This window comes from Tenggerimyces flavus (genome assembly GCF_016907715.1).
In the GTDB taxonomy this organism is placed as follows: Bacteria; Actinomycetota; Actinomycetes; order Propionibacteriales; family Actinopolymorphaceae; genus Tenggerimyces; species Tenggerimyces flavus.
Window position 1 is genome coordinate 1,801,953 of the sequence record NZ_JAFBCM010000001.1, and the last position, 13,203, is coordinate 1,815,155.

At 71.0% G+C, this 13,203-nt stretch carries 14 protein-coding genes; 10 read left to right on the top strand and 4 right to left on the bottom strand.

Annotated elements, in window-relative coordinates; translation table 11 throughout:
- The first annotated feature begins 9 nt into the window (after window positions 1-9).
- The gene (locus JOD67_RS08315; RefSeq protein ID WP_205116776.1) at window positions 10-708 is read left to right on the top strand and encodes a DedA family protein; all 699 of its coding nucleotides are present in this window, start codon (window positions 10-12) and stop codon (window positions 706-708) included.
- On the opposite strand, the gene JOD67_RS08320 is transcribed toward JOD67_RS08315, so the two are convergent.
- Entirely contained in the window at window positions 650-1,657 is a 1,008-nt protein-coding gene (locus JOD67_RS08320) for an ArsR/SmtB family transcription factor (protein WP_205116778.1), read from the bottom strand. The two genes, JOD67_RS08315 and JOD67_RS08320, sit on opposite strands and share 59 nt — an antisense overlap.
- 95 nt (window positions 1,658-1,752) lie before the next feature.
- Between JOD67_RS08320 and JOD67_RS08325 the strand changes: the two genes are divergently transcribed.
- On the top strand, window positions 1,753-2,985 hold the full coding sequence (locus JOD67_RS08325; protein WP_205116780.1) for an MFS transporter: 1,233 nt from the start codon (window positions 1,753-1,755) through the stop codon (window positions 2,983-2,985).
- Here the strand turns inward: JOD67_RS08325 and JOD67_RS08330 are convergent.
- Window positions 2,977-4,785 (bottom strand): DJ-1/PfpI family protein, encoded by a 1,809-nt coding sequence (locus JOD67_RS08330; RefSeq protein ID WP_205116782.1) that lies wholly within the window; start codon window positions 4,783-4,785, stop codon window positions 2,977-2,979. The genes JOD67_RS08325 and JOD67_RS08330 overlap by 9 nt on opposite strands.
- A gap of 98 nt (window positions 4,786-4,883) precedes the next feature.
- Here JOD67_RS08330 and JOD67_RS08335 point away from each other — a divergent pair, with 98 nt between their 5' ends.
- Window positions 4,884-5,468, top strand: a complete 585-nt coding sequence (locus tag JOD67_RS08335) for a TetR/AcrR family transcriptional regulator (protein ID WP_205116784.1) — start codon at window positions 4,884-4,886, stop codon at window positions 5,466-5,468.
- A gap of 54 nt (window positions 5,469-5,522) precedes the next feature.
- On the top strand, window positions 5,523-5,876 hold the full coding sequence (locus JOD67_RS08340; protein WP_205116786.1) for an MmcQ/YjbR family DNA-binding protein: 354 nt from the start codon (window positions 5,523-5,525) through the stop codon (window positions 5,874-5,876).
- On the opposite strand, the gene JOD67_RS08345 is transcribed toward JOD67_RS08340, so the two are convergent.
- Together JOD67_RS08345 and JOD67_RS08350 are read right to left on the bottom strand one after the other, a co-directional pair.
- Window positions 5,833-6,597 carry an SRPBCC family protein gene (locus JOD67_RS08345; RefSeq protein WP_205116788.1) on the bottom strand — a complete coding sequence of 255 codons (765 nt, stop codon included), beginning with the start codon at window positions 6,595-6,597 and terminating at the stop codon, window positions 5,833-5,835. The genes JOD67_RS08340 and JOD67_RS08345 overlap by 44 nt on opposite strands.
- Window positions 6,594-7,208 (bottom strand): ArsR/SmtB family transcription factor, encoded by a 615-nt coding sequence (locus tag JOD67_RS08350; protein ID WP_205116790.1) that lies wholly within the window; start codon window positions 7,206-7,208, stop codon window positions 6,594-6,596. Before JOD67_RS08350 ends, JOD67_RS08345 begins: the two co-directional genes overlap by 4 nt.
- A gap of 111 nt (window positions 7,209-7,319) precedes the next feature.
- Here JOD67_RS08350 and JOD67_RS08355 point away from each other — a divergent pair, with 111 nt between their 5' ends.
- The 6 genes from JOD67_RS08355 to JOD67_RS08380 all read left to right on the top strand — a co-directional run bounded on the left by JOD67_RS08355 (window position 7,320) and on the right by JOD67_RS08380 (window position 13,197).
- Entirely contained in the window at window positions 7,320-8,363 is a 1,044-nt protein-coding gene (locus JOD67_RS08355; RefSeq protein WP_205116792.1) for a LacI family DNA-binding transcriptional regulator, read from the top strand.
- Window positions 8,360-9,382: an aldo/keto reductase gene (locus JOD67_RS08360; RefSeq protein WP_205116794.1), complete on the top strand. Its 1,023-nt coding sequence runs from the start codon at window positions 8,360-8,362 to the stop codon at window positions 9,380-9,382. Before JOD67_RS08355 ends, JOD67_RS08360 begins: the two co-directional genes overlap by 4 nt.
- 74 nt (window positions 9,383-9,456) lie before the next feature.
- On the top strand, window positions 9,457-10,782 hold the full coding sequence (locus JOD67_RS08365) for a serine hydrolase domain-containing protein (RefSeq protein WP_205116796.1): 1,326 nt from the start codon (window positions 9,457-9,459) through the stop codon (window positions 10,780-10,782).
- An 87-nt stretch (window positions 10,783-10,869) separates the two neighbouring features.
- Window positions 10,870-11,586, top strand: coding sequence for a MerR family transcriptional regulator (locus JOD67_RS08370; RefSeq protein WP_205116798.1), 717 nt, complete (start codon window positions 10,870-10,872; stop codon window positions 11,584-11,586).
- A gap of 40 nt (window positions 11,587-11,626) precedes the next feature.
- A complete protein-coding gene (locus JOD67_RS08375) occupies window positions 11,627-11,959 on the top strand; it encodes a YciI family protein (protein ID WP_205116799.1) in 333 nt (110 codons plus the stop codon).
- Window positions 11,956-13,197: an RNA polymerase sigma factor gene (locus JOD67_RS08380; RefSeq protein ID WP_205116800.1), complete on the top strand. Its 1,242-nt coding sequence runs from the start codon at window positions 11,956-11,958 to the stop codon at window positions 13,195-13,197. The genes JOD67_RS08375 and JOD67_RS08380 overlap by 4 nt, the downstream gene beginning before the upstream one ends.
- Window positions 13,198-13,203 lie beyond the last annotated feature (6 nt).

Consider the following 13,203-nt stretch of genomic DNA (forward strand, 5'->3'; position numbering starts at 1 on the left):
GTGGCTGAGATGACAACCGACGTACTGCCGGCCAAGTCCTCGCGGTGGGTGCCGTGGGAGGGAACGCCGGGGCGCAAGGACCTGGTCGCGTGGACGGCGCTCGGGCTGATGGCGCTCTTCTACACGGCGATGTGGCCGCTGCGGCCGATCCTGCTCGGCACCAACCCGGTGCTGCTGGAGCTGCTCACCGGCTCCAAGGAGGCGATCATCGCCGCCGGGGCGTTCGCGAACGTCGGGCAGGTGCCGCTCGCGGTCGTCGTGGTGGTGGGCATCGCGGGCATGATGAAGTTCGACGCGCTCGTCTGGTGGGCCGGCAAGCTGTGGGGTCCGGGGCTGGTGCGCAAGTTCGCCGGCAAAGGCAGGGCGGCGGCTTGGTTCGCCCGCAAGCTCGAGCGGCCGAGCCGGTGGCTGCTGTGGCCGGCGGTCGCGCTGGCGCCGTGGACGCCGGTGCCGTCGTCGCTGGTCTACGCCGCCGCCGGGTGGACCGGCATGCGGCTGCGGACGTTCCTCGTCCTCGACGGCATCGGCACCGCACTCCGGGTCGGTGTCTATGCGGGCTTGGGCTTCGCGATCGGGCAACCCGCGGTTGACGTTGCCGAACGGATCTCCGAGTACGGCCTGTGGCTCTCGCTCGGGATCATCCTGGTGATCATCGCGGGCCAGGTGTGGCGGAGACGAGGTCGTCGCCCAAAGGTGTCCGCTGGTTGAGCACGAGGCGGCCGCTGCGCTGGGACTGGACCAGCCCCGCGGCGCGGAGGACGGCGAGCTGTTCGGCGACGTGGCCGGCCGCGACGTCCAGGTCCGCGGCGACCTGGGTCGTCGGGGTCGGCTGGTGCAGCCGCGCGAGGATGCGCGCGCGAGTTCGGCCGAGGGCGCGGACCAGGCCGTCGGGCACGGGCGCGGACGTACGCCAGACCTGGTGGACGTCGTACGCGCGGTACCAGACCGTCGGCGGGTTCGGCGGATCCGTCGCGCCGCCGAGCCGGTTGCCCGCGAACACCGACGGCATCAGCACCAGGCCCTCGTCGTTGAGCTCCACCTCGACGGGGAACGGCCGCCGGACCTCGAGCGTGTCGCGCCGCCAGCGGATGCCGTCGTTCAACGCGCCGAACGCGTGCGCGACACCGCGCAGGGCGAGGTCCAGCGCGCGGCGGTCCAGATCCGCTTGCAGGCAAGCACGAATCCGCGGCCAGTCGGGCAGCAGCACGAGCTCCCAGAACGCGAGCAGCTCGGCCGCGGCCCGGTCCCGCACGAGCCCCGGCCGCTGGCGCAGGGCCCGTACCTCGGCGACACGGCGCCGGTCGGTGCCGGGCGCGAGCCAGTGCTCGATCAGGCCGAGCTCGGTGCGGACCCGCGTCAACGGCGTCGCGCGAACCGACGCCAGCTCGTCCTCGATCGCGAGCGGCTCCGGCGCGGCGGGCGGGGCGAGGAAGTCGGGAACGTAGTTCGCCGGGGGCACGAGCGCGTAGAGGAACCGCAGGTCGAGCCCCGCGCCGTCGACGAGCCCCTGTGCGGTACGCCGCCAGGTGTCGTACGCAGGGAAGAACGCGCGGCTCAACGGATGCAGCACGCGCAGCGCGTTGCGCACCTCGAGCAGCGGCGAGTAGCCGAACCGCGAATTGGCCATCGAGACGGCCGTGAAGTGGTACTGGATCACAGTCCACGATTCTGGCTGAACAGAATGATTGGCGCACCCCCTGCCGGTGAATCCACGATGGCGAACGACTTCTGCTGCTCCCGAAGGGGTTCTCCATGTCGTCCACACCGACACCTGGCTGGCTGCGCGTCCTGATCGCGGTCCTGCTCGTGGACATGCTCGGCGCGGGCCTGTACCTGCCGGTCTCCCTGCTCTACTTCACGAAAGTCGCGGACCTGCCGCTGTCGACGGTGGGCTGGTGCCTGTCGTTCGCGCAGCTCGCGACGCTCCCGTTGCCGCTGCTGATCGGCCGGCTGGTCGACCGGGTCGGCGCGCGGACCGTCGTGCTCGGCGGCCTGGTCCTGCAGGGCGTCGGGTTCCTCGGCTACCTGTGGGTCGGATCGCCGGGGTCGCTGGTGGTGTTCGCGCTGCTCGCGGCGCTCGGGCAGCGCGCGTACTGGTCGTCGATCTTCACGCTGATCGCGGAGCTGGCGAGCGGGCCGGAGCGCGACCGTGCGTACGGTATTGCCGGCGCCGCGCAGAACACCGGCGTCGGGCTCGGCGCGGTGCTCGCGGCGCTGTTGCTCGCGGTCGGCGACGAGTCCGCCTACCAGGTCGCGGTGGTCGTGAACGCGGCGACGTTCCTGCTGTCCGCGCTGGTGCTGTGGCGCGGTCTGCCGAAGACGAAGGCAGCGCCGGCGCCGAAGGCGCAGGGGCTGGGCGTCGGGCCGCTGCGGGACAAGCCGTTCGTCGCGCTCGTCGGCGCCAACACGGTTTTCGCCTTGTGCAGTGGGATGTTGGCGCTCGGGCTGCCGGTGTTCATGGCCGACGCGCTGGCGGGGCCGGGCTGGCTGGTCGCGGTCCTCCTCGGCGCGAACACCGCGGCGCTCGCGCTGTGCCAGGTGTGGGTGGTCAAGCGGACGGAGGGGCGGCGGCGTACGCGGGTGCTGTTCGTCGCGGCGGTGCTGTGGACCGGGTGGGGCGTGCTGATGGCCTCGACGCTCGGGCTGCCGACGGTGGCGGTGCTGCCGTTCCTGCTGCTGGTGACCGCCCCGTACACGCTGGCCGAGCTCCTGCACGCGCCGACGTCGAACGCGCTCGCCGCCGCGGCGGCGCCGGCCGAGCAGCGCGGCAGCTACCTGGCGACGTTCCAGTTCTCGTTCGCGCTCGCCGGCGCGATCGGCCCGGCCCTGTTCACGCAGCTGTTCGGCTGGCACCCCGCCGCGCCCTGGCTCGTGATCGCGGCGGCGTCGCTGCTCGCCGGGCTGGCGATGATCGCGCTGGAACGGCGGCTGCCCGCGCTCGCCGTGCGAACGCGGGCAGCCGAGGAGGAACTAGCGTCAGCGTGAGCCGACGCTCTCTAGCACCTCCTGCCGGACGGGCTGTTCCGCTGGCTGGCGCCTGCGCGACCAGCGGAACGGTCCGCCGCCGCGCTTGGCGCTGTAGTGGTGCCGCCGCGCCAGCATCGGGATCAGCATCGTGACGAACATCGCCACATGACCGATCATCATCAGCTCGTTCCCGGTGAGCAGTCCGAGCAGCGTGGGGACCAGCAGCAGGACGAACGGGGCCACCATCGCCACGCTCATCTCGCCGATCATCCGCCACCCGTGCCCGCGGAGCCACATCCACAGGCCCATGCCGATCGTCATGTTCGCCGCCATCACCAGCGTGGACGCGACCACGTTCTCCGACAGCCCACGGAAGACCGCCGTCCAGACCGGGTCGAGCAGCATCATTCCGGCCAGCATCGAGACGACCATCTCCAGGTAGTGCCCGGTGAAGCGCCGGAACCCGGGCCAGCGGCGCAGCACCCAGACGATCCCCGCCGCGATCAGCGCGCCGGCCAGCGCGACGAGCAGCAGCCGCAGCGTCGGCATCCACGGCCAAGCAGGTCCGCTCAGGTCGGCCGGTGCCGCGTACTCCAGCACCTTCGCCGTCCACCTCGCACTCGCCAGGTCGGAGTGCGCCGCCAGGTCGCGCAGGCCGTCGTCGAACGGGAAGCCGCCACGGGTGTGGACGTACTCCGCCGTCAGCCCGGCGGCGCTGGCCGCCTGGGCGATCGCCGGGTCGGCAGCCGCTGCCGCCGCTTCGCCGGGCACGATCAGCCGGTCCAGCTGGCCGGCGGCCGCGAGGGTCGAGCGCGGGACGAACGTCAGCCCGTGTCGCGACCGGATCGGCTGCCCGTCCAGCGTGAGGGGGAGCGGACGGGCGATGAACGACCGCTCGGTGTACGGCCGCAGGATCGAGGACAGCTCGATCTCGCCCACGCCCTCGGTGAGCAGGACTCCGAGCTGCGTCGGCGTACGGAACGCCAGGTTGATCGGCGTCGCGAGGTCCGTCAGCGCCAGCGTGGACTCCGGCGCGGGGCCCGGCTTGCCGGGCGAGTAGTTCGGCCAGCGCACGGCGTCGGCTGCCTGCCGCGCGGTCGCCTCGCCGGCGTACCGCTCGATCACGCGCAGGGCGCCGTCGATTCCGGACAGGACTCCGGCGGTGGTGATGATGTCGCCGTCGTCGACGTACCGCGGGCCGCGGATCCACTCGATCTGCTTGTAGTCGTGCGTCAACGGCGTCAGGCCGAACCAGTGCGAGGTCGCGGGGCGGCCGTCGAGCAGGCCGATGTCGGCGATGAGCTCGGTGCCGACACAGACTCCGACGAGCGTCGCGCCGGCGGTGGCCTGCTCGTGCAGCCAGTTCTTCAGCGGCTCCGAGACCGGCTTCTTCGGGTCCGGCACGGCGGGGACGACGATGACGTCGGCGCCGAGCGGGACCTTCTGCTTCAGGTCCTCGAAGCTGAGGTCGGGGACGAGGTCGAGGCCGCCGTTCAGCGGGACCGGGCGCCGCGTCGGGGCGACCGTGTAGACGTTGAACGCCTTGGACTCCTTGAGCGTCGCGTACGGCGCCATCGCGTCGACGACGTTCGCGCCCTGGTTGCCCAGCAGGATCACCGCGGTGGGTCGCGTCGGGTCGTGCGTCGGGATCGGGGCCTGCTCGACGGCCGTCTCGACCTGGTCCGTCAGTGCCACGGGGGCCGGGTAGACCGCGCCGATCGCGTCGGCGGCTGTCGTCCAGCCCGCGCCCGTGATCGCGGCGAGTGCCGCGACTCCTATCGAAAGTCCGGTCGCTGCCCGGACCAGCCACCGCTTCATCTGCGTCTCCCTGGTGTCTTAAAGCGAGGATCCTCGCATCAGTGACTGTAGGTCGAGGGGTTGCTTAATGCAAGAGATTTCGCGTTATGATTCCTCGCATGGGGAACGGACGAACCATGCAACGGCCCGGCGGACGGACCGCGCGGGTACGGACGGCGGTCCACGACGCGGTCGTGTCGCTGCTCGACGAGCTGCCGTTCGAGGCGATCACGGTGCCGCTGATCGCGGAGCGGTCCGGCGTCCATCAGGCGACGCTGTACCGGCGCTGGGGGACGACGTCGGAGATCCTGAACGACGCGATCAGCGCCCGCTTCGCCTCGTCCGCGCCGGTGCCGGACACGGGCACACTGCGGTCCGACCTGTTGTCGTACGCGTCGATGGTGGCGTCGGACCTGGAGAAGGTGCTGGTCCCGCTGGTGCTGCGCGCGGCGTTGCTGGAGGTGCGCGCTGGCTCGCCGCGGCAGCCCTCACCGGCGTTCGTCGAACGGACCCGCGAGCTGCAGGCCATGCTGTCGCGCGCGTCCGCCCGAGGCGAGGCGGCGCCGACGCTGGACGAGCTGCTGGAGGTGGTGGTGGCGCCGATCTACTTCCGCGCGCTGTTCACCGCGCCGATGCCCGCGCAGGACGCCGAGCACCTGGTCGACCGGCTGCTCGACATCGTCATGTGCCGGGCGCCGGCCTGAGCGTCAGGGCGTCCGAGTCAACTGCCAGCCTTGAATCGCCGGCATGATGGGCTCGTGACTCGCGACGAGCTGTTCGCCCTGTGCGCGAGCCTGGTCGGCGCCGTCGAGGACTATCCGTTCGGCGACGGGGTCGCGGTGTTCAAGGTGTGCGGCAAGATGTTCGCCCTGGTCCCTGTGGACGACTCGGCGCCGAGCGTGACGCTGAAGTGCGATCCCGACCTTGCCCTCGAGCTGCGTGCCCGCCACGCGGCCGTACGTCCCGGTTACCACACCAACAAGCGGCACTGGAACACCGTCGACCTCGACGGCACGATCCCCGACGACGAGGTCGAGGACATGGTCACCCACTCGCACGCGCTCGTCGTCAGCCGGCTCCCGAAGGCTGAACGGGCCCTCCTGCAAGGCTGAGCCACTGCTGCCAGCGCTCGGCGACGCCGGCCTCGGCACCGTCGTAGAGGTGACCGACGACGTTCAGTGAGACGGTTGGCGTCGCCATCGGGAAGGCGGAGATCGCGTACAGGGCGGGGTGCGGGTCGTCGACGCGCAGCAGGACGTAGCCCGGGCTGGCGTACTCCACCGTTCCCGCGAGTGGTGGCGCGGACGGAGACGTACGGAACGCGTCACCTGCCGCGAGTCCGGCGAGGCCGAGCTCGCCGAACAGCGCGGCAGCGACGGCGGTGCGGTCGCTCCGGCCGGTGTCGACCGTTGCTTCGACCGTCGTCGAGGAACGCCCGGCGAAGTGCGTCAGGTACGCCCGCAGGATCAGCAACGACATCCGCCAGCCCTCGGTGACGCCGTCCAGCAGCTCCTCCCACTCCTCGCCGGCGTCGGCGAACGCGGTCACCACGCGTACGACGCAGGTGCCGTGGTCGCGCGCCTCGACGAGGAACTCGACCGCCAGCACGGGCACGTCCGAAGAGCCAGGCTCCTCGTACGCGAAGCGCCGCGGCCGCTCCGAAGCGGTCACCGGACCCGTCACGTCAGGACCGAACGGCGACCGGTGAATCGACACCTCGTGCTCGCCGATCTCCGCCGGGAAGGCCCAAGCCGACTGTCCCTCGGTGGTGGCGATCGCGTCCCAGACCTCCTCCGGCGTACCCGGAACGGTGAGCTCGAGCCGCCGCTTCACGCGGATTCCTCCTTCTGTGCTGAGGGATCGACGCCCTGCGGCACGGGATGGACGGCCGCGACGACGCGCTGCCAACGCCCATCCGGCGCGGTCTCGTCGTGGTACTTGGCGGCAAGCGACGTCACCGCCGACGTGAGCTCGTCCGCGAACGCGGCCCGGTCCGCCGGGGAGGCGAACCGGATCGCGGTGTCGATCCCCAATGCGGGAAGGCGTTTCGACTGCTTGGAAGCGAGCCGCAGCATCGAGCCGAGCTCGGTGACCACGCGCGCGGCGAGCGCGACGACGTACTCCGCGGCCAGCCGGTCCCGCGAACGCGACGGCTCCGACCGGGCCGAGCCGAGCGCCGACGGCGAGACCACGTACCCGGCCGCGGTCGCGACCAGCAGCCGTTCGGTGAGCCCGCCCCACGCCTTCGTGCTCGCGACCTCGACGAGCCCGTGTGCCTCGAGCTGCCGCAGGTGGTAGTTGACCTTCTGCCGCGGCACGCCCACCCGCTGCGCCAGCGTCGCCGCCGACGCGGGCTCCCGCAGCTCGGCCAGCAACCGCGACCGGACCGGGTCCAGCGCCACCGCCGCTGCCGCGGGTGACTCGATCACCTCGATGTCTCGCATGCCCTCACCGAATCATTGACAACAATCCCTGTCAAGCGACACAGGGGCTTGACGCAAGCCCAGGTGAACGCGTAGTTTCTCGATTCACCAACGGAAGGTTGATCGATTCACATGGACCGCCCCACGATGCTGCGGCTGGCACAGCGGCTGGGTGTGTCCAGAACGACCATCTCCAACGCGTACTCCCGCCCGGAGAAGCTCTCGGCCGACCTGCGGGAGCGGATCTTCGCGACCGCGCGAGAGCTCGGGTACGAGGGGCCGAGCCCGTTGGCGGCGTCGCTGCGTACCGGGCGGACGGACACGCTCGGGGTGCTGTTCACCGACGACCTCGGGTACGCGTTCACCGATCCGGTGTCGTCGCAGTTCCTCGCCGGCCTGGCCGAGCATGCCCAGGATGCCGGCTACGCGATCACCGTGGTCTCGGTCCCGCGCGGCAGCGACTCCAACCCGATGGCGAAGGCGATGGTCGACGGGCTCGTCATCTACTCCGTCGACGAGGACTCGCCTGGCCTGTCGGCCGCCCGCAAGCGCGGCATCCCGGCGGTCCTCGTGGACCAGGAGCCGCAAGAAGGCGTGCCCAGCGTCAACATCGACGACCGTGCCGGCGCGGTCGCCGCGATCAGCCATCTCGCCGAGCTCGGTCACCAGCGGATCGGCGCGATCACGGTCGCCGCCGGCCCGACCGAGTGCGCGCTGGTGTCGCCGTACGCGGAGAGTGCGAGCTACGTCGTACGGGAACGCATGGCCGGCTGGCGTGCGGGCGCCGAACGAGCCGCAATCCCCATGCCCACAACGATCTCCTGTCCAGCGAACGAGCGCGTCCACGCCGGCCAGGCCGTCCGGTTGCTCCTCGAAGCGGCGCCAGAGACGACCGGAATCGTCTGCCTGACCGACGAGTTGGCGCTCGGCGCGATCGCCGCGCTCGAGGCCCAAGGCCGCGACGTACCCCGCGACCTGTCGGTCGTTGGCTTCGACGACTCCTCGGCCGTCGCGGTGAGCAAGCCCGCCTTGACAACCATCCGGCAGCCCGCGCGTGCCAAAGGCGCACACGCCGCGACGCTACTGATCGACCAGCTGCGTACGGGAGTCACTGGTCCGAGCCGCGTGCTCGAGACCGAGCTCGTCGTACGCGACAGCACGGAGGAACCACGATGACCACCTACCGACCCCTGGGCCGAACGGGGATCTCGCTGACCCCGTTCACACTTGGCACCATGCTGTTCGGCAACGACGTCGACGCCGACAATGCCGCACGACAGCTGGACCTCGCGCTCGACGCGGGCATCAACTCGATCGACACCGCGGACGTCTACGGACGCGGCGCGAGCGAGGAGCTGCTCGGCGAGCTGCTCGGCAAGTCCGGCCGCCGCGATCGCATTGTCCTTGCCAGCAAGGCGTTCGTCCCGATGGACGATAGCGATCCGAACTCGGGCGGCAGCTCGCGGCGCCATCTCATCCAGGCTTGCGAGGACTCGCTGCGGCGCCTGAACGTCGACCATCTCGACCTCTTCTACGTGCACCGCCCGACCACGCAGGTGCCGATCGACGAGACCCTGCGCGCGCTCGATGACCTCGTCCGCGCCGGCAAGATCCGCTACGTCGGCACGAGCAGCTTCGCGGCCTGGCAGCTGCTCGAGTCGCTGTGGGCGGCGAAGGAGCACCATCTCAACCGGCCGGTCGTCGAGCAGTCGCCGTACTCGCTGCTCGACCGCAGGGTCGAACGCGAGCTGCTCCCGATGGCCGCGACGTACGGCATCGGCTTCACCGTCTGGTCGCCACTCGCCGGCGGCGTGCTCACCGGCAAGTACCGCGCCGGCGCCTCGCCGACCGGCGCGAGACTCGCGCGCGGCAGCGAGAACGAATGGGACGTCAAGCACTTCAACCCCAGCGCGGACGCGGTGGTCGACGCGGTCGTCGCGCTGGCCGCCGACAAGGGTTGCACCCCCGCACAGCTCAGCCTGGCTTGGGTGTTGGAGCAGGAGGCGGTGTCGAGCGTGGTCCTCGGCGCGCGGACGCCGGAGCAGCTGACCGAGCAGCTCGGCGCCCTCGAGGTCAAGCTGTCCGACGACGAGCTGACGCTGCTCGACCGGATCGCACCGCCCGGCCGGGCGACCGTTCCGTACTACCTCGACGACAGCTGGGCGGACTTCCGGCCCCACCGGCACCGCTGGTAGGCACCGGTGCGTGACGGAGGTCGCCGCGTAAGGGCTTGACCTTGACCCTGGGGCAACCTTGGAGCATCGTCGGCATGACCCCTACACAGACCCTCACCGAGTTCGTCTCCGCCACCGCGAAGCGGTTCGAGATCCCCGGCGTGGCCGTCGGCATCTGGGCCGACGGCCAGGCGTCGTACGCATCCCACGGCGTCACCAGCCTCGAGAACCCGCTGCCGGTCGACCAGGACACACTGTTCCTGATCGGCTCCGTCTCCAAGACGTTCACCTCGACCGTGATCATGCGCCTCGCCGCCGAGGGCAAGGTCGACCTGGAGGCGCCGGTCCGCCAGTACGTGCCCGACGCGAAGCTGCCCGACGACAGCATCACGATCGCCCAGCTGCTCAACCACACCTCCGGCCTCGACTGGGGCGTCCTCGTCGACACCGGCGAGGGCGACGACGCGCTGGCCCGCTACGTCGAAGCCATGGGCGACCTCGGCCAGATCGCGCCGCCCGGCACGCGCGCCTCGTACAGCCAGGGCGGCTACAACCTGCTCGGCCGCGTGATCGAGAACGTCACCGGCCTGACGTACGAGAAGGCCGTCGCCACGATCGCGACCGAACCGCTCGGGCTGCGCAACACGCACTTCCTGCGCGATGACGTGATGACGCGGCGGTTCTCGGTCGGCCACAACCCCGCCGACGACGGCTCGCCGGCGGTCGCGCGGCCATGGCGGTTCGGGCGCGGCGACAACCCGGGCGGCGGGCTCGCGTCGTCGGTCGCCGACCTGCTGACCTGGGCGCGGTCGCACCTCGACGGCGACGAGCAGCTGCGCCGGATGCGGCAGCCGACCGTGGAGCTGCGCGCGAGTGCGCTCGGCGACGCGCTCGGGCTCTGCTGGTTCCTGCGTACCGTCGACGGGGTCGGCTTGGCCGGCCACGGCGGGTCGTCGAACGGGCAGTTCGCCGAGCTGCTGCTCGTTCCCGAGCGGAACATCGCGATCGTCACGGTGTCGAACGCCGCGCCGAACGGCATCCCGTTCAACCAGGCGGTCGTGCGCTGGGCACTCGAGACGTACGTTGGCGTGATCGAGCGCGACCCCGAGCCGCTGGCGTACGACGACGCGCGAGCGCGGGAGATCGCGGGCACGTACGCGAACGACGCCATGCAGGTCGTCCTCGCCACCGACGGCGCGCAGCTCACGCTGGCCGTCGACATCCTCCCGGAGATCCGCGCGGCCGCCGACCAGGAGCTGCCGCCGGGGTACGACGCGGAGCCCGTCGGCCTGCTGCCCGACGACGAGTTCCTGATCCTCGGCGGCGCTATGCAGGGACAGCGCGGCTACTTCACCCGCGACGACAGCGGCGCGATCGTCGGTGGCGACCTCGCCGGCCGGATCTTCCGCCGCGTCGGATGACAGGATGACCCGCCGCCGTTTGAATGAAGGGCACCTTCATTCGAACCTATTGAATGAAGGTGCCCTTCATTCACACCGGAGGTGGTGATGATCACCATCGGTCAGGTCGCCGACTACGCGGGCGTCACGATCAAGGCCGTCCGGCACTACCACCGGCGCGGGCTGCTCGCCGAGCCGCCGCGGGACTCCTCCGGCTACCGGCGGTACACCGCCGAGGACGCGATCCAGCTGGTCAAGATCAGGACGCTCGCGCAGGCCGGCGTGCCGCTCGCGCGGATCAAGGAACTGCTCGCCGCAGGCCCTGAACGGTTCGCCGCGGCCATCACCGAGATCGACCAGTCGCTGCGGGAACGGGCCGCCGAGATCCGTCGTACGCGGCAACGGATCGCCCAGCTCAGCGCCGGCGACCAGCTGTTCGTGTCGGCCGAGGTCAACGCCTTCCTCGACGACCTGCGTGCCCTCGGGGTCAGCGAGCGGATGATCCGGATGGAGCGCGACGGCTGGATCCTGATGCAGTCGGTCTCGCCGAAGGACGCGGCAGTGTGGATCGCGGACAAGCGGGACATCTTCGGCAACCCGGAGTTCCGGGAGGTCTACCTCGAGTACGACGCCGCGTTCTCCTGGTCGCCGGACGACCCGCGGCTTCGGCCGCTGGCCGAACGGACGGTGCGGGTGCTGGGGGAGCAGGGGACGAGTACTCCGATCGACGACCTCACCGTCGCCCGGCTCGTCGCGTCGACCGCGCTGCCGTCCCCGGCGTGGGACCGGCTCGACGAGCTCGCCAAGGAGCTCCACCTGTCGTGACCTCGCCGTTTGTCGGTGCGAGGCTCTACAGTCGGGCCTCGTGAAGTATCAACTGACGATTTGGCACGGCGACGACCACTGGGAGTCGCCGCAGGAGATCGGCGAGTGGCCGGAGCACAAGGTCTGGTACGACGACCTGGTGGCGCGTGGCATCACCCGAGGCGGCGCGCGGCTGCGCCCCGAGGCGACGACGAAGGTGCAGGTCCGCAACGGCGAGACGCTGGTCTCTGACGGGCCGTACGCCGAGACCAAGGATTTCGTCGGCGGGTTCATGGTGATCGAGGTCGAGCACCTGGACGAGGCGATCGAGGTCGCGGCGGGACACCCGTTCGCGAAGTGGGGCACGGTCGAGGTCCGACCGGTCTGGGAATGAGCCTCGACACCTCCGACACGTCCGATGCCTCCGACGTCGAGGCGGCGGTCGCGGCGGCGTTCCAGAGCGAGTGGGGTCAGGTCGTCGCGACGCTCATCCGCGTCACCGGCGACTGGGACCTGGCCGAGGACAGCGCGGCCGACGCGTTCACGACCGCTTTGGAACGCTGGAAGCGCGACGGCATCCCGCGCAACCCCGGTGCCTGGCTGACGACGACCGCGCGCAATCGCGCGACGGACCGGATCCGGCACGCGGCCAGGGGTACGGAGAAGCTGCGCGACCTCGCTCTGCTCGAGCGCGACGCGTCCGGCGAGGTCGCCGAGCCGGACGAGGTGCACGACGACCGGCTCCGGCTGATCTTCACGTGCTGCCACCCGGCGTTGCCGTTCGACGCGCGGATCGCGTTGACGCTGCGGACGTTGACCGGTCTGACGACCGCGGAGATCGCACGCGCGTTCCTCGTCCCCGAGCCGACGATGTACCAGCGGCTCACCCGCGCGAAGCGGAAGATCCGCGAGGCGAACATCCCGTACCGCGTGCCGCCTCCGCACCTGTTGCAGGAGCGGCTGTCGTCGGTGCTCGCCGTGGTGTATCTGCTGTTCAACGAGGGATACTCGGCGACGACGGGTGCGGACCTGATCCGGCAGAACCTCAGTGGTGAAGCGATTCGCCTTGCCCGCTTGCTCGTTCAGCTGCTTCCCGAGCCGGAGTCGTTGGGGCTGCTGGCGTTGATGCTGCTGCACGACGCCCGCCGTTCGACGCGGGTCGACGACGACGGCGCGTTGGTGACGTTGGAACGGCAGGACCGCTCGCGCTGGGACCGGGCGCGGATCGCGGAGGGGCTGTCGCACCTGCGCGCGACGCCCGGCCCGTACCAGCTGCAGGCCGCGATCGCCGCGGTGCACGCGATCGCACCGACCGTCGAGGCGACGGACTGGGCGCAGATCGTGGCGCTGTACGACGACCTGCTGCACTACACGCCGTCGCCGGTCGTGCGGCTCAACCGGGCGGTGGCCGTCGCGATGGCGGACGGTCCCGCAGCGGGGTTGAAGCTGGTCGACGAACTCGTCGCGTCGGGTGAGCTCGACGGCTACCACCTGCTGCCGGCGACGCGCGCCGACCTGCTGCGCCGGCAGGGCGCTTCGGCCGCCGCGGCGGAGGCCTACCGCGAGGCGATCGCGCTCGCTGCCACCGATGCGGAACGCGCCTACCTGACGGCTCGCCTCGACGAGCTCTGAGCTCCC